Source organism: Pseudoramibacter porci (genome assembly GCF_009696145.1).
In the GTDB taxonomy this organism is placed as follows: domain Bacteria; phylum Bacillota; class Clostridia; order Eubacteriales; family Eubacteriaceae; genus Pseudoramibacter; species Pseudoramibacter porci.
This window is the reverse complement of sequence record NZ_VUMO01000001.1, coordinates 285,667-303,394: the sequence shown is the minus strand read 5'-3', so window position 1 is coordinate 303,394 and position 17,728 is coordinate 285,667. Positions and strand designations below refer to the sequence as shown.

Here is a 17,728-nt window from a genome sequence, read left to right as displayed (position 1 = left end):
CAATAAAAAATGGTCTGAGTGAGAGGAATCGAACCTCCGGCCTCGTGAACCCCATTCACGCGCGCTACCAAACTGCGCCACACCCAGACATCGCATTTATTATAACGATTATTTTTCCGATTTTCAAGTAAAAAAACCGGCAGAATTAAATCTGCCGGCATAATCTTCAAAAAATCATTAATCTTCTAGGGTTTCATAGACCTGTTTCAAAATCTTAATGATATCTTTTTGTGAGAAAATTGAAGAATCGATGGCTAAATCGTAATTTCTTAACTCATTCCACGTCCGATCTGTGTAGAAGTTATAATATAGCCTTCTCTGCTTATCCATTTTTTTAATCAAGCGTTTCGCTTCTTTTTCGTCAATCTGGTCTCTGGCCTGGACCACACTGATGCGGTAATTCAATGGCGCATAGATAAAGATATGACGGCTATCAACTTTATGGCGCAGAACGTAATCGGAGCAGCGCCCAACGATGACAGCATCTTCACTGGCTGCAATTTCTTCAATAACTTCAGATTCTGCTTTGAACAAAATATCGTTGATTGGTTCAATGGTGGTGTAGCCACTGCCAACCTGATAGCTTACAGAAGAATACAACCACGGATTGGCCCGTGTTTCATCGACATGTTCCAATTCTTCATCAGATAACTTACTTTTTTTTGCTGCTAACGCGATCAACTCGCGGTCATAATAGTTGATATTCAAAGCTTCCGAAAGCGCCTTTGCAACCGCGCGACCATTGCTTCCAAATTCTCTGCCAACTGTAATGATTTTCCCCATGAGTTGCGCCTCCTTTACTTGTTGTTAAACCAATTATAGCACGCTTCGTAAACTTTTTCATTAATTTTTTATTTAAATCAATAAAATTTGTATATTTTGTAAAGGCTCCAGCAAAATGCGTATAAATTAATTCTTTAAGTTAAATTCGCATGGCTTTTTGCCAGATTGACGATGACCCAAGTGACGACGATCTGGATCGCAGCCATGATAATCCCCGGTTTCACATCAATATATCCGGCGTTAAATAAGCAGCCGCCTAAATAGATCAAAATATCAACTGTTCCGATGGAAATCGTATTGGCAAAAATCAACCGTGCCTTTGATTTATGACTAAAATCAAAAGCGTGATAAAAGGCCACTAGATTAATATAAGCAATCACAAAAAGACAGATTACCACAAGATACCCTGGCCTTGAATAATATTCGAAAATTTTATAATTATAGAATAAATACCAGCCTACAGCGAAAACAAAGGTGTTCCAAATACCTAAAAACACCTTATATCCCAGCATTTTATCCTTTTCAGTATGCAAGCTGCCGCTTTTGTTGTCTCGTCTTTGCTGGGCGTCCTGTTTTTCCTGATCGATTTGCTCGATGATTTTTTTCTTAATTTCTTCTTCGTTTTGTTTTTCTAAATTTTGACTCATTTGATTTCTCCGTTACTGATCAGTTTCTGTACACTCTAATAAAAATGCCCCGGGATTAGCGGGGCAAAGAAATTAGGAAATATACAAAACTGTATCGTTTTGGCGTTACTATTATAACATGATCGCGCACGCTTTTCTAGTTAAGAAACGATTATTTTTCACGCTCTGATGGCAAACAAAAATGCCCTGCTCTCTCGAACAGGACACCAAGGTGAAAAATGCTTATGTTTTTAATTATAAATGATCTTGACAATTTATCAAGCATGAAGATTATTTTTTCGTCAATCCGGTCATGAAATTTAAGAGCGAATCCGTCTTTGAAGATTTTGAATTGTATCAATGAGCCCAGAAGTGCAACGAGCCTTTACAATAATCGCACCGCTGGTCTCATCTGTCATTAAATAATAATTGGTTTCCGTTTCGATGATCTTCTTTAAATCTGTATAGTCAACATTGTTGCTGACCATTGGCGTTGTCTGCGTAAAATGATCCTCAAAAAAAGTAACGTGAATGACGATATTGTGCAATTCCGGATGTGCCTCCCACGCCTTATCGACGTCTTTTTTGGCTTGAATCATTAAATTCAAATTGAGTATGCCGGATAAAAGGACACCCGCAATTGCAATAATCAATCCCTCAATCAGCGAAAAAATCGGCGACAGAATAAACGCTATGCCGCACAAACAGCAGATTGAGCCGATGACGATATAAAGAATCTGCAGTCGTTTCATCCTCACAGAAGAGAGCGCTTGACATGATTTGCGAAACTCAGCTTCCGTTAAAATCATTTCCATCTCGTATAAGGGATTCATCGCGCCCTCCTTTCAGTGTTAATTAATAATCGATCAATTTATATCGTCCGATTATTACTTATTGGCTTTGATTTTATTGATTAAACCACCTGCGACGAGCATTTCACGCTGTCTTTCTGATATTTCAATCCCCAATTCGTAGGAGTGTCCTTTGGTTTCATTGGTCATCGTGACGTTTCCTGTTCCAATAGCATGAATCGCATCGGAAATGCTAAGGGAATCGCCGACATCAATATCATCATAGTCTGCTTCATTTTTGAAAATCAGCGGAAGAATCCCGTTGTTAATCAAATTATTCTTGTGAATTCTCGCAAATGATTTGGCAACAACGCCTTGAACGCCTAAATAGACTGGCGCCAACGCTGCATGTTCACGGCTCGAGCCCTGGCCGTAATTGGAACCGGCGATGATAAAACCGCCTGGATTTGCTTTGGCGCGTTCGGGGAATTCCGGATCGCACGGCGTCAGGCAATAATTTGCCAAATGCGGGATATTGGAGCGGAACGGCAGCAGTTTTGCGTTCGACGGCATAATGTGATCAGTTGTGATGTTATCTTCGACATGAATCAGTGCAATCCCCTGCAGCTCATCTTTAAGCGCTTCTGAAAGCGGGAAAGGCTTAATATTCGGCCCTCTGATAATTTCAATTTCTTTCGCTTCTTCTTCCGATGCCGGTGGAACGATTGCATTGTCGTTGACCTTGAAGTGGTGCGGCATGTCGATGTCCGGCAAATCAACTTTTCCAAGAGGACTGGTTAAAACACCGGTAATCGCAGAAATTGCTGCCGTTTCTGGACTCAGCAGATAAATCTGTCCAGATACAGTCCCGGAACGCCCTTTGAAGTTGCGGTTAAAAGTCCGCAGTGAAACCCCATCGGTACACGGCGCCTGTCCCATGCCAATGCACGGGCCGCATCCACATTCCAAAACCCGAGCGCCTGTCGAAAGGATATCAGCCAATGCGCCGTTTTCGGCCAACATGGTCAGAACTTGACGGGATCCCGGTGCAACAACCATTTCGACATTTTCTGCGACCGTTTTGCCCTTCATAATTGCGGCAACCTTCATCAAATCCAAATACGAAGAATTGGTGCAGGATCCGATGCAGACTTGATTGATCGGCATGCCTTCCAGTTCTGAAACTTTTTTGACGGCGTCTGGGCTGTGCGGACAAGCCACTAACGGTTCGAGTGTCGACAAGTCGACCTTAACAACCTGATCGTATTCTGCATCGTCATCCGCAGCAAGCGGCGTAAAGTCATCTTCCCTTTCCTGAGCTTTCAAAAAGGCTCTTGTCATGTCGTCTGACGGGAAAACAGACGTCGTTGCCCCAAGCTCCGCACCCATATTGGTAATCGTTGCACGTTCCGGTACAGTCAGTGTCGCAACACCAGGCCCTGTATATTCAAAAACCTTGTTAACGCCGCCCTTAACCGTACACTGCCGGAGCACTTCGAGAATAATATCCTTCGACGCAACGCCCTTTCTCAGCTTGCCGGTCAGCTCAACCTTCACAATTTCAGGCATCGTAATGTAATACTCGCCGCCTGCCATGGCAACAGCGACATCCAGTCCGCCGGCACCTATGGCGAGCATCCCAATCCCGCCGCCCGTCGGTGTGTGGCTGTCCGATCCCAGAAGCGTCTGTCCCGGTACCCCGAACCGTTCGATTTCAACCTGATGGCAAATGCCATTGCCTGGACGTGAAAAATAGATCCCGTGTTTTTTTGCCATCGACTGAATGAATAAATGGTCATCCATATTTTCTGGTCCTTCCTGGAGCATATTGTGATCAATATACGCCAGAGACCGTTTTGTTTTAACTCTCGGAACTTCCATCGCTTCAAGCTGCATGTAGGCCATTGTCCCCGTCGAATCTTGGGTCAAAGTCTGATCGATGTGAATGCCAATTTCAGTCCCTTTTTCCATTTTTCCAACAACCAGATGGTCCTTGATGATTTTTTCAGTTAATGTAAGTCCCATTTTGTCTCCTTTATAAATGAAAATAATTAATTTCAATTATTATAACATAAGCTTTATTAATTCACGCTGTTCAATGCAATTTTTATCAATTCTTTGTATAAAACTTTATTAATATTGATTTCCCTTTTCATCTGTAATATGTTAAAATTTAATTAAGTTAATGATGATTTTAAATCCACATTGGTATAGATAGGAAGGAAACTCTGATGGACAAATCAGTTGCATTATATTTATTTCACGACGGCAATTATTTGCAAAGCTACGAATTTTTCGGCGCTCATATCGAAGATGATCACGTTATTTTCAGATTGTGGGCGCCAAACGCTATCTCAGTCTCTATCGTCGGCGATTTTAACAAGTGGGACCCCAAATTAAGCCCAATGCATCTGCTATCTCAATCCGGCGGTGTCTGGGAAGCAAAACTCAGCACAGACCTCGTTTCAAAAGGCACCTTGTATAAATACTGTATTGAACAAATCGACGGGGAGCTTGCCTACAAAGCTGACCCTTACGGATTTTATTCAGAAGTCCGGCCGAACACGGCCTCGATTATCTGGCCCCTCGATTATCATTGGCACGATTCAAAATGGTGCAGCACCAGAGAAAGTGCGATCGGTTCCCCGGCGCCGATGAACATCTACGAAATACATCTGGGAAGCTGGCGCACTCACCAGGACGGTTTGTTCTTGTCCTATCGTGAATTAGCAGATGAACTGGTTCCCTACCTTAAAAACATGCACTACACTCACGTTGAGATCATGCCGCTGATGGAACATCCTTTCGATGGTTCATGGGGGTATCAAATCACAGGCTATTTTGCCCCAACTAGCCGATACGGCACGCCTCAGGACCTCATGTATCTGATCGACCAATTGCACCAAAACGGCATATCGGTCATTTTCGACTGGGTTCCCGGCCATTTCTGTAAGGATGCCCATGGATTGTACAAATTAGACGGCACCAATTTATACGAAGCGACCGAGCACCCACAATGGGGCACAATGGAATTTAATTACAACCGCCCAGAGGTCGTCAATTTCTTAATTTCCAACGCCTATTATTGGTTCAAAATGTACCATATCGACGGTTTGAGAATCGACGGTGTCGCGAGCATCCTCTACCTCAACTACGGCTATGACAACGAATGGCGCAGAAACTCAGAAGGCGGCAACACCTCCCTCGAAGCGATCGCATTCTTAAGGAAACTCAATTCAGAAATCTTTAAATACTTCCCCTACGCCATCATGGCCGCGGAAGAATCAACGGCTTTCCCACAGGTAACCTGGCCTGTTGATAAAGGCGGACTGGGATTTAACTACAAATGGGATATGGGCTGGATGCACGATACCCTTTCCTACATGGAAACCGATCCTTTTGTTCGCTCTCATTTCCACGATCGCCTCACCTTCTCGATGAGCTACGCCTTCTCAGAAAATTTCATTCTGCCCCTTTCCCATGACGAAGTAGTTCATGGGAAAAAATCCATCGTTGACAAGATGTTCGGCGACTACAACCAGAAATTTGACGAAATGCGGCTGTTGTACGCCTATATGTACACCCATTCTGGAAAAAAACTGACCTTCATGGGCAACGAAAATGCACCGTTTATCGAATGGCGTTATTACGAAGAGCTTGAATGGTTCATGCTGGAAAATGAAAAGCACCGGGATTTTCACAACTTCATCCGCGATTTAAACCAGCTTTACGTCGATGAACCTGCGCTTTGGCAGGAAGACCACTCCTGGGATGGTTTCCAGTGGATTGAACCGGATAATGCATCACAAAGCGTTATCATTTTCAGGAGAATGGGCAAAAAGCCAGAAGACGATCTGGTTGTGATCATCAACTTCTGCCCTGAAAGTTATCCCATTTACGATATCGGTGTGCCGAAAAACGGCACGTGGCGTTTGATCTTTAATTCTAACGCTGACAAATACGGCGGCTCTGGCGAGGACATCGTTAAAAAAACGAAAGCTAACGAAAAAGAAGGCTTCCACAATCAACCGCATAAAATCACGATCGTGCTGCCAGGTCTTTCCGCCTTAATTTACAAACGCGAACCCGAAAAATTAGTCCCTGCCAAAACAAAAATTGAAAAGCCAAAAAAAATCGACTCATCCAAAAAACCGCTGGCTATCAAAGACGACAAGCCGAAACCGTTAACAAAAACCGATCCAATCAAAAAGAAGTAAAATATTGATCGATATGTGCAGATTCTCTCGTATTATTCGCAAATGTTGTGTATAATAATTGAAAATCCGAAATAATTTATACTAATTATTATACTTATTACGCGTGATTTATTTCGAAGGGAGTCTTATGAATATCTTTCAAGAAACTGAAAACAAAATGACAAAAGAAAAATTCAAAAGGGATTTTAAAAAGAAAGTGGAAGAGCTTTCGAGCGAAAAACTCGAAAATTCCACAACAAAATTCCAATATGAAGCGTTAGCTCAAATGGTGATGGAAAACATCAATCCGATTTGGGCAGAAAACAGACGTTTAAACCGTATCAACACGGACAAACAAATTTATTTCTTCTCGATCGAATTTTTAATCGGCCGATTGTTGAGACTGTATATTAACAATTTAGGATGGGAAGACATCGTTCCCGACGGTCTTGAAGAATTAGGGTTAGATTACGACAATATTCTAGCTTGCGAGCACGACCCTGCTCTCGGGAACGGTGGTCTTGGGCGTTTAATGGCTTGCTTTTTGGATTCTGCAGCTGCCTTGGATTTTCCAGCTCACGGCAACGGCATCCGTTATAAATACGGCTTGTTCCAGCAGAAAATTGTCAATCACGAGCAGGTCGAAGTTGCCGACAATTGGCTTAAGCACGGATATCCGTTTGAAATCCGTCAGCCCGAAAAATCCGTTGTTGTTAAATACGGCGGCAACGTGCGGACTGAAATGGTCAATGGTAAGCTGACGTTTATCCACGAAAATTACGAACCGGTTTTGGCAGTTCCCTACGACGTCCCTGTCAGCGGCTACCACAATAAAACGGTCAATTCGTTAAGACTTTGGGATGCACAGCCCGTTGACGACTTCGATTTAAATGCTTTCAACGAAGGACATTTCCTCAAAGCTGTTCAGAGCAAGTCTCAAGCTGAATCGATTTCGCAGGTTCTCTATCCGTCGGACCACGGTTTTGAAGGCCAACTGCTTCGTCTAAAACAGGAATACTTTTTCGTGTGCGCGGGGCTTAAACGCATCGTCCGCCGCTACAAAAAACAGCATCAAGGTTCCTTAGACGGATTCTCTGACAAGATTTGTATTCACATCAACGATACGCATCCGGCGATGTGCGTCCCTGAATTTATGCGCATTCTCGTCGACGAAGAAAACTACGGCTGGGACGAAGCCTGGGATATGACTGTAAAATCAATGAGCTTTACCAACCACACCGTCCTGCCAGAAGCCCTTGAAAAATGGCCTGTTGATATGATGCAGAATCTCCTTCCGCGCATTTACATGATCATTGAAGAAATTAATCGCCGCTTCCTTGAAGAAATGAATGGCAAGTATCCAAATGAAGAAGCCCGCAATTACAATATTTCGATCATCAAAGACGGACAGGTGCATATGGCCCATCTTGCCATTATCGGTTCCCACTCTGTCAACGGCGTTGCAGAACTGCACTCAAAGATTCTACGCGAAGAAACCTTCAAGGATTTCTACGCGATCTACCCTGAACGTTTCCACAATGTAACTAACGGTGTCAGCCAAAGACGTTTCATGATGGCGGCAAACCAGGAACTTAAGAACCTGATCTGCGACACCATTGGCGATAAATGGACACAGCCTGGACAAATGGAAGCCTTAAAGGATTTAGAAAAATACGCTTCTGATTCTGATTTTCAAAAGCAGCTCCAGGGGGTTAAATATCACAATAAAGAACGATTGGCAAAATACATCAAAGAGCATTTGAATGTAACCGTCAATCCGCATTCGATCTTTGACATCCAAGTTAAGCGCATCCACGAATATAAGCGGCAATTGCTCAACGCTTTGCATATCATGCACGTTTACAATCAACTGTGCGCCAATCCAAATGCGGATTTCGTTCCAAAGACTTATATTTTCGCTGGCAAAGCAGCACCTTCCTACTATTTTGCCAAACAAGTCATCAAATTGATAAACGTCATTGCTGACAAGATCAATCACGATCCGCTGACGAAAGACAAATTGAGCGTTGTGTTCATTCCGAACTTTAACGTTTCAAGCGCTGAACTCATTTATCCAGCTGCTGAAATCTCCGAACAGATCTCCACAGCGGGTAAAGAAGCTTCTGGTACCGGAAACATGAAATTTATGATGAACGGTGCCGTGACCCTCGGCACAATGGACGGTGCCAACATTGAAATTGCCGAACACGTCGGCATGGATAATATCTACACCTTCGGCCTTTCTGCTGAAGAAGTGGCAAATTACAACCATAACGGTGGCTACCATTCGGTCGACGTCCTGCAGCAAAATCCTGACCTTCAAAAAGTCATGAACCAGTTAATTGACGGGTCTCTTGGGGGAGATACCTTCCATACCATTTATGATGCTCTGGTTCTGAACAACGACACCTATTTTGTCTTGAAGGATTTTGCTTCCTATTGCGACATCCAAGATCAATCCAGCCGCGATTATCTTAATCACCACAGCTGGCAGAAAAAATCCATCATGAATATCGCAAATTCAGGGATCTTCTCGTCAGACCGTTCAATTGCAGAGTATCAGAAAGATATCTGGAAAATTAAATAATTTCAACACGATATTAGCATCAACCGAAAAGTAGATATCTATTGTTCTCTCTTGAAATACCTTTCACCAGATATCTACAGCCTTTTCGGCTGATGATAAAAAATAAGAGAGATAAGGAGTGTTATGATGAACACTGAATGCGTTGCTATGTTGTTAGCTGGCGGTCAGGGCTCTCGCTTAAAAGCTTTGACTGCAAACAATGCAAAACCAGCTGTATTATTTGGGGGAAAATACCGTATTATCGATTTTCCGTTGAGTAACTGTATGAATTCCAATATTGATGTCGTCGGTGTCCTGACACAATACCGTCCGTATATTTTGAACAATTATATCGGCAACGGCAGTGCTTGGGCACTCGACAAAGTCAATGGCGGCGTCCGCATTCTGCCGCCGTACATGGGACAAAAAGGCGGGCGCTGGTACAACGGCACAGCCGATGCGATCACCCAGAACATCGACTTCATTGACCGCTTCAATCCGGAATATGTGCTGATTCTTTCAGGCGACCATATTTACAAGATGGATTACGCCAAAATGATCGCCTATCATAAATCCAAACAAGCTGATCTGACTATCGCAGTCAGAGAAGTACCTTGGGAAGAAGCCAGCCGTTTCGGCGTCGTGGTGACCAATGACGAACTGAGAATTCAAGAATTCCAGGAAAAACCACCAGAACCGAAGTCAAACAAAGCGTCTATGGGCATTTACGTTTTCAATTGGCCCGTACTAAGAAAAGCATTAATTGAAGACGCGCAAGATCCGAACTCAGAAAATGACTTTGGCAACAACGTCATCCCTGCCCTTCACAATGAAAATAAGCGTATTTTCGCCTACATGTTCTCCGATTACTGGAAAGATGTCGGAACCATTGATTCTTACTACGACGCAAATATGGATTTGCTTGACGAATCCTGCGATTTCGACCTGACCGATCCGAATTTTAGAATCTTTTCCAATAATAACAGCCGTCACCCGCAGTACATTGGTCCAAACGCGGAAGTATCTCATTCGCTGATTTGCGACGGCTGTGTGGTCTTTGGACACGTCGAACATTCCATTTTATCTCACGACATTACGATCGGTGAACACACTTACATCAAAGACTGTATTATACACACCGGTGCTGTGATTAAAGACGGCGCCCATCTGGAAAGATGTATTGTTGGTCCCCGCGGTACGGTTTCTGCAGATACGCGGATTGTCGCATCAGAAAACGACGATCCTTCGCAAATTCAGGTCATTAACGGTTAGGAGGCGGCATAATGAATAACGTAATTGGTTTTATCTTAAATATTGATGGAGATAATACAGATCTTAAACCGCTGTTGGAAAATCGTTCCATGTCAACGCTGCCTTTTGGCGGCCGTTACCGTCTAATCGACTTTACCCTCTCTAACATGGTCAATTCTGGGATTAAACACATCGGCGTCGTGGGGTCTTACAAATACTCTTCCCTCATCGATCATTTGGGAACCGGTAAAGAATGGTCCCTATCCAGAAAAACGCAGGATCTGTCAATTCTTTCGGGTTACTCCTCTGTTCGCTACGGCGACTCCGTAAAGATTTCTGTCCGCGATCTCTACTACAACGAAATGTTCTTAGATCACAATCCCGATACAGAAGATGTAATCATTTCTGCCCCGAACCTCGTAACCGCTTTTGACTTTAACCCAGCATATAAAATTCACAAAACGAACAATGCTGATGTCACAATGATCTTTAAAAAGGTTCGTCCATCCTTTGATTTAAATAAAAATGACGTCTTTTTGGATTTCAACCGCTACCGTATCAGTTCAATTCACCGTAACGATGAATCCAACTCCGATTACGTCTACGCAGATATGATGATCGTGAAGCGGAAAGTGCTTCTCGATTTGCTCGATAAAGCGAACGCCATCGGCGAATGGGATTTAATGGATGTGATCCGCGATAATCTCGATACGCTGCGCATTTTCGGTGCACCGCACACGGGTTATCTATCCCGCGTTAATTCCATGAAGCGTTATCAGGAAAGCAACCAGGATCTGCTGGACTTTGATGTCATGGAAGAATTATTCCACGGCGAACACCAAATTTATACCAAAACCAAGGACAATCACCCGACAAATTACGGTCCGGATGTTGCCGTCAATCATTCCATTGTTGGTTCCGGTTGCAAAATTGACGGAAAAATCAACAACTCTGTTTTATTCAGAGATTCCAAAATCGGAAAAGATGCGCACATTGATAACTGCATCATTATGCAACACGCCGTCATCGGCGACAACGTCACGCTGAAAAATGTCATCTTGGATAAATACTGCACCATTCGCGATAAAGCAACACTAGTAGGAACAAAAGATGATCCCATTATTTTAACGAAAGGAAGGAGTTTGTAAATGGATAAGCTCAAAGTCCTATTTGCAGCTTCTGAAGCTTTTCCTTTTGCCAAAAGCGGCGGGCTCGGTGATGTCATCGGCTCGCTGCCAAAGGCGTTTCCAGCAGAGGAAACAGATATTCGTGTTGTCCTTCCGAAGTACGAATGCATTCCGGAAACCTACACACATCAATTTAAATTCGTTAACTCATTTTATGTCCATATCGGATCAAACGATCAGTATTGCGGCATTTTGGAATACAAGAGCGACAACGTCACCTTTTATTTCATTGACAACGAGTATTATTTTAAGCGTCCAGGTTTGTACGGCTACTACGACGAAGCAGAACGGTTTATTTTCTTCTGCCGCGCTGTTTTGGAATTTATTCCCTACGTCGATTTTTATCCTGATGTCCTGCACTGCCACGATTGGCAGACTGCGCTGATCCCCTATCTGTACAAGGAACAATACAGCTGGCATTATCAGAACATGAAGACGGTTTTCACCATTCACAACCTGAAATTCCAGGGGGTGTACGGCTTCAAAGACATCGCCAATTTAATTAATTTCGATTATTTCCCGTCTACTCTGGAATTCTACGAAGACGTCAACTTCATGAAAGGCGCGCTGTATTGCTCAGATCTTGTCACGACAGTTTCTCCGACTTACGCCGAAGAAATCAAGGATCCTTATTACGGGGAACATCTCGACGGTGTGATTCGCGATATTGCCGATCATGAAATCGGCATCCTTAACGGCATTAACGATAAAGAGTATAACCCGCAGACAGATCCGCACATTTGGACAAATTATACCAGCAGCTACGGCAAAAAAATGGAAAACAAGGCTGCCCTTCAGAAGCATCTGAATCTGCCTGTCGATCCCAATAAACCGATTATCGGAATGATCACACGCTTAACGGAACAAAAAGGGCTGGATCTCGTCGCGGCTGTTATTCACGAAATTCTTCAAATGGAATTGCAGTTTGTGGTTCTGGGCACCGGCGAAGCCGGCTACGAAAACATGCTGCGCGATGTTGCCGGATACTATCCAGACAAAATGCGTGCTTGCATTACTTTCGACGAAGACTTGTCCCGCAAGATCTACGCGGGCACCGACATGTTCCTGATGCCCTCTAAGTTTGAGCCCTGCGGTCTGTCTCAAATGATCGCGATGCGCTACGGCTCCATTCCCATTGTCCGTGAAACGGGCGGCTTAAAAGACACTGTCCATTACTACAATTCACAGACAAAAGAAGGCAACGGCTATTCCTTTGCAACCTACAATGCTCACGATATGCTTTTTACGATCCAAAAAGCTGTCGGGCTGTTTTATGATTACAAAGACGATTGGAAGCAGTTAACGAAAAACGCGCTGTCTTGCGACTTTAACTGGCGCCACTCAGCCGAAACCTATCTCTACTATTACAAAAAAATTTGCGGAAGATTAAATTAAAGCGTGTAGTATATGTATTTTAGACATGATTCATTTGATTTGAAATTAAGAGAGCCATTTGGAGCCATTCCAACTGGCTCTTCTGTTACCATAAGGGTCGAAGCACACGATGTGATGAACATTCGGCTGCAAACCTTTTATCGCAATTCTGAGCATTGGTACGACTTAAAACCGGAGAACGGCACAGATCTGTTCAGTGTAACGCTCCAAATGCCAAGTCAGCCGGGACTGCTTTGGTACCACTTTCAATTTGAAGCGTACAACCACCAGTATCAATACGGCACCCAAGGCGATCATCTCGGCGGCGAAGGTGAAATTTACACCAGCCGCGATGACGTCCCATCCTATCAAATCACACTATTTGATAAAGGACGCTCAGTGCCAAGCTGGTACAAAGACGGTATCATGTATCAAATTTTCCCCGATCGATTCGCGAGACCGCAGCACCCTACGCATCAGCCGAGCTTTTTCCCTTCTTCACTCGTACACGGAGATTGGCATGACAGCCCTCATTATTTTCGTAATCAAGATGGATCGATCGATTACTGGGACTATTTCGGCGGAACACTAGAAGGCATTATAGAAAAACTCGATTATTTAAAATCGCTGAACGTATCGATTTTATATCTCAACCCAATTTTTGAAGCCAACAGCAATCACAAATACAATACGGCCGATTATAAAATCATCGCCCGGGAATTCGGCGACGAAGACATCTTTATCCGACTGTGTGCTGAAGCAAGAAAAAGAGGCATCCACGTGATTCTAGACGGCGTTTTCAACCATACCGGCGATGATTCTATTTATTTCAATAAATATGGACGTTTCCCGACCGTCGGCGCCTATCAATCTAAGGATTCTCCTTATTACAGCTGGTATCGATTCAGTAATTATCCAGATCAATACGACTCCTGGTGGGGCATCGGCAATATGCCCGATGTTGAGGAAAACAATCCGGCCTACCGCGATTACATTTTCAAAGGCCAAAACAGTGTAATCCGAAAATGGATCCGTGATGGCGCTTCCGGATGGCGTCTCGACGTCGCGGATGAGTTGCCTGACGACTTTATCGCTGACTTAAAGACTGCGCTGCTCGAAGAGGGGGAAGATAACATCCTCATCGGCGAAGTCTGGGAAAATGCGTCAAATAAAGTCTCTTATGGTGTGCAGCGTCAATATTTTATGGGGCACGAACTCGACGCAGTGATGAATTATCCTTTCAGGCAAACGTTCAATGATTTTCTTTTGTACAACATCTCTTCTAAGACAGCGATCCGTCAGATGATGTCATTGTATGAAACCTACCCGAAGGAACAATTCATGTCCAATATGAATCTCATCGATTCTCACGATCGCGCAAGAGCGTTGACTGTTCTTTCTGGTGTAGACGGAAAAAATATGACGGACGCGGAAAAAGAAGCTTTTAAACTCAACTCCAAACAACGCAGCCTGGCCATTAAACGGCTCAAGCTCCTCAGCTTGATTCAAATGACATTCCCTGGCGTCCCCTGTATCTATTATGGCGATGAAGCTGGCTGTGAGGGCTTTGAAGATCCGTACAACAGAGGCACTTATCCCTGGGGCTGCGAAGACAAAAGTCTTTTAAAATGGTATGAGGCCATCACAACTCTGCGCTGCAAGAGTAAAACCCTCACTCGCGGTAAATGGTACCCGATTAAAACGACAGATGATCTCCTCGCTTACTTGAGGGTTTATAAACAGACCGTCATTTTATGTCTTTTCAACCGCTCCGACCACGCATTTGTAACCCTCAAGCACGATTTATTCCGCGGCGTCATTGGAAGAGACATGCTCAATCACACTTGGGAAAAGCTGGACGGTATTACCGTTTTGCCACTTTCAGCGAAAATTTATCGTTTACAGACGACAGCAAAAAAATTATTCAAGGACCGCAATGAAATCCAGTCCCTGTTGACGCAAATCATTGATAATGAAAATGAATAAAAAACACGCCCATCCTCTGCTTGGCACACCTTGTCAGGAAGAGGATGTTTTTGCATAAAAAAACTGCTGATACATAAAGTGCCTTGTATCAACAGCAACCGAATCCTGCGATTCTCACATGATTTCTTTGATAAGACTATTTTAGCACGCATTAAAGGAAATTCAAGGGACCGCACCAATAATTAAGCATTTAGGCCCATCTAACTCCTCTGTGTTCACTTAATATTTTAGCCTGAAAATTAAGATTCATTTGTCATAATACTAATTATGAATATTAATACCCCATCTAATACAAACATATACGGCCCTTATCAAACGCATCTCAATGACATTTTAGATGACATCACGGGCCGGCTGAAATCAGCAAGCGAAAAGCATCGTCTGGAAACGGGCGAAGCTTTGTTTGAACATATCAATGGACGCGTCAAGCACGAAGACAGCATGATCGAAAAATGTAAGCGGCGCCATCTTCCTGCAACCCCCTATTCTGCACTGCACGAATTGACTGATGCCATCGGCATACGCGTGGTCACCACTTTTCGAGACGATATTGACCGTGTGATTCACATCATCGAAAATTTTGACGACTGCGATATTGTCGAACGCAAAGATTACATCCGCCACGTTAAGCCCAACGGCTATCGCAGTTATCACTTGATTCTTTCAATCAAGACCCCCTACGCGGATGTATGCGGCAACAAACCAGGACACTATTTCGTAGAGATTCAGCTGCGCACCATCGCCATGGATACTTGGGCGAGTCTGGAGCATCAAGTCAGCTACAAAAAAAATATCGATCCAAAACGTGCCGAACTCCTCAGTCAGGAGTTAAAACGCTGTGCCGACGAATTGGCCTCCTGCGATATTTCGATGCAGACCATCCGCAATTTAATCAAGGAAAAAGAGTGAAAAGGAGAACAGCATGAAAATATTACTGGCCGAAGATGAATCGGCGATGCAGCGGGCCATTCAGGCCTTTCTCGGCATCTATCAATACGAAGTCGACCTCGCTTCCAATGGTGCAGAGGCTGTTGAAAAAGCCGAAACTGGACTTTACGATTGCTACATCTTCGACATTATGATGCCAAAATTGAACGGGATCGATGTCCTTAAACGGCTAAGAAATGCCGGCGACACGACGCCTGCTATTTTCTTAACTGCCAAGGTTGAAGTGGACGACCGCGTTAACGGTCTCGAAGCTGGTGCTGACGATTATTTAACAAAGCCTTTCGCGATGAAAGAATTGTTGGCGCGTATCCGCTCTGTCACACGCCGGGCTGAGGATTACACCCCAACGTCCCTTTCATTTGGCCGTGTGCAGTTTGACGCAGAGAACGACACCTTAAGTTGTGACAGTGCCATTCAACTTTCTTCACCGGAAGGCCGCATGATTCGTTATTTCCTGCTGAATCCGGGAAAATCAATCCCCTCGAAAACCCTTTATCATCACGTCTGGAGTGATAAAGAGGTTAGCGCGGATGAGGACGAATATCAAATCGTTTGGATTTACATTTCGTACCTTAACCAGAAATTGGACGCGATTGGCGCCGATGCCGTGATCTCTGGTGAAGCGTCCGGCCCGTTTTGTCTCATCCAAAAGGAATAGAAGCCATATGATAAAATCTTTGCAGCGAAAATTTATCGTGATCGCCACCTGTTCTGTCGCAGTTATCCTGCTTGCCGTTTTAGGGCTGATCAACATCATGTATATACATCAGTCTAACAATGAAATTCAATCCGTGTTAGGCTACATTTCAAAAAATCATGGGGAGTTGCCTTCCAATATAAAAAACGACAAGCAGACCATGAATCGCCTGCAACTCACCGACGAATCATCTTCTCAGCTTCGTTACTTTAGCGTCCTCGTCGATCAGAATGGCAACCCGCTCCGCTACGACTTGACGCATATTAGTGCGATCAACCGCTCTAGCGCGAAGAAAATGGCCAAAGCCGCCTTTAAAAATCAAAATCAATCCAGCGTATTTTCTGATAATACGGTAAATCAACTCAGGCGTTTTCACCAAAACAATTTATCTTTTGCCTATTTTATTGAAGCGCCACAGGATGATGCCCAACTCATTGTCTTTATGGACGTCACTTATTTTGATCACTCGAACCGTGAAATCATGAAATTTTCCATTATTTTCGGATTGTTCTGTTTATTGTGCTTTTTTATCGTCGTCACACTCTTTTCAAGAAGGGTTCTTCACCCCATTATTGAAAACTCAGAAAAGCAAAAGCGGTTTATTACAAATGCAGGGCATGAACTCAAAACACCACTGTCTGTTATTTCCGCCAACACCGAAGTGATGGAGGCCCTCAGCGGTGAGAACGAATGGACCCAATCGACACTCAATCAGGTCGACCGCATGAACAGTTTAGTCAACAACCTGATGGCAATCTCCCGTCTCGAGGAACAGCAGAATTTACAGATCTCAACAATAGATTTATCTCAAATCACCTCCGATGTTGCGAGTGAATACCGCGGTGCTGCTATGCAAAAAAATCTGACCCTGAGCACAACCATTCAGGAGCACGTCAGAATCAAGGCCGAAAAAGAAACCCTCGAGGAGCTCTTAAATATTCTGCTCGAAAACGCCGTCAAATACTGCGATCCTGGCGGTACCATTACCGTTCACGTCGCTTCCAGGGGATTTAATAACAAAATACTTTCCGTTTCGAATACGTACAAAAACGGCAGCCACGTCGATACGAGCAAGTTGTTCGAGCGGTTTTATCGCGGCGACACTTCCCACAATAACAAGATTGAAGGCTCCGGCATCGGCCTGTCCATGGCCAAAGGCATCGCTGATTTTTACAACGCGCAGATCAAAGCCGACTGGGCTGACGGCATCATGACCATGACGCTGAGTAATTTAAAATCTTAATTGATCATCAAAAATAATAAACAGGACGCCTGTCTTACAAAGATAGACGTCCTGTTTTACTGTTAAAATAAATATTCTAC

General features: G+C 43.8%; 13 protein-coding genes and 1 tRNA gene. 9 read left to right on the top strand and 5 right to left on the bottom strand.

All coding sequences use genetic code 11. The features are described 5' to 3' along the window. Positions 1-10: 10 nt before the first annotated feature. From FYJ52_RS01600 to FYJ52_RS01580, 5 genes are all read right to left on the bottom strand, one after another. Positions 11-87: transfer RNA gene (locus tag FYJ52_RS01600), tRNA-Pro, on the bottom strand. A 90-nt stretch (positions 88-177) separates the two neighbouring features. Further along, positions 178-783 (bottom strand): cytidylate kinase-like family protein, encoded by a 606-nt coding sequence (locus FYJ52_RS01595; RefSeq protein WP_154575501.1) that lies wholly within the window; start codon positions 781-783, stop codon positions 178-180. Positions 784-917: 134 nt separating this feature from the next. After that, a complete protein-coding gene (locus tag FYJ52_RS01590; protein ID WP_154575500.1) occupies positions 918-1,430 on the bottom strand; it encodes a hypothetical protein in 513 nt (170 codons plus the stop codon). A 299-nt stretch (positions 1,431-1,729) separates the two neighbouring features. Beyond that, on the bottom strand, positions 1,730-2,242 hold the full coding sequence (locus FYJ52_RS01585; RefSeq protein ID WP_154575499.1) for a YcxB family protein: 513 nt from the start codon (positions 2,240-2,242) through the stop codon (positions 1,730-1,732). A gap of 54 nt (positions 2,243-2,296) precedes the next feature. Continuing rightward, positions 2,297-4,225, bottom strand: coding sequence for an aconitate hydratase (locus FYJ52_RS01580; protein WP_154575498.1), 1,929 nt, complete (start codon positions 4,223-4,225; stop codon positions 2,297-2,299). 206 nt (positions 4,226-4,431) lie between these two features. Here FYJ52_RS01580 and glgB point away from each other — a divergent pair, with 206 nt between their 5' ends. From glgB to FYJ52_RS01535, 9 genes are all read left to right on the top strand, one after another. Then, positions 4,432-6,417, top strand: a complete 1,986-nt coding sequence (gene glgB, locus FYJ52_RS01575; RefSeq protein ID WP_154575497.1) for a 1,4-alpha-glucan branching protein GlgB — start codon at positions 4,432-4,434, stop codon at positions 6,415-6,417. A gap of 127 nt (positions 6,418-6,544) precedes the next feature. Then, on the top strand, positions 6,545-8,983 hold the full coding sequence (locus FYJ52_RS01570) for a glycogen/starch/alpha-glucan phosphorylase (protein WP_154575496.1): 2,439 nt from the start codon (positions 6,545-6,547) through the stop codon (positions 8,981-8,983). Between the two features lie 123 nt (positions 8,984-9,106). Beyond that, positions 9,107-10,234: a glucose-1-phosphate adenylyltransferase gene (locus tag FYJ52_RS01565; protein ID WP_154575495.1), complete on the top strand. Its 1,128-nt coding sequence runs from the start codon at positions 9,107-9,109 to the stop codon at positions 10,232-10,234. Positions 10,235-10,245: 11 nt separating this feature from the next. Then, positions 10,246-11,361 carry a glucose-1-phosphate adenylyltransferase subunit GlgD gene (glgD, locus tag FYJ52_RS01560; RefSeq protein ID WP_154575494.1) on the top strand — a complete coding sequence of 372 codons (1,116 nt, stop codon included), beginning with the start codon at positions 10,246-10,248 and terminating at the stop codon, positions 11,359-11,361. Beyond that, the gene (glgA, locus tag FYJ52_RS01555) at positions 11,362-12,795 is read left to right on the top strand and encodes a glycogen synthase GlgA (RefSeq protein WP_154575493.1); all 1,434 of its coding nucleotides are present in this window, start codon (positions 11,362-11,364) and stop codon (positions 12,793-12,795) included. A gap of 12 nt (positions 12,796-12,807) precedes the next feature. Further along, entirely contained in the window at positions 12,808-14,760 is a 1,953-nt protein-coding gene (locus FYJ52_RS01550; RefSeq protein WP_154575492.1) for an alpha-amylase family glycosyl hydrolase, read from the top strand. Between the two features lie 267 nt (positions 14,761-15,027). After that, positions 15,028-15,669 carry a GTP pyrophosphokinase gene (locus tag FYJ52_RS01545; protein ID WP_154575491.1) on the top strand — a complete coding sequence of 214 codons (642 nt, stop codon included), beginning with the start codon at positions 15,028-15,030 and terminating at the stop codon, positions 15,667-15,669. 13 nt (positions 15,670-15,682) lie between these two features. Continuing rightward, entirely contained in the window at positions 15,683-16,366 is a 684-nt protein-coding gene (locus FYJ52_RS01540; RefSeq protein WP_154575490.1) for a response regulator transcription factor, read from the top strand. Positions 16,367-16,373: 7 nt separating this feature from the next. Further along, positions 16,374-17,648: a sensor histidine kinase gene (locus tag FYJ52_RS01535; protein WP_154575489.1), complete on the top strand. Its 1,275-nt coding sequence runs from the start codon at positions 16,374-16,376 to the stop codon at positions 17,646-17,648. Positions 17,649-17,728 lie beyond the last annotated feature (80 nt).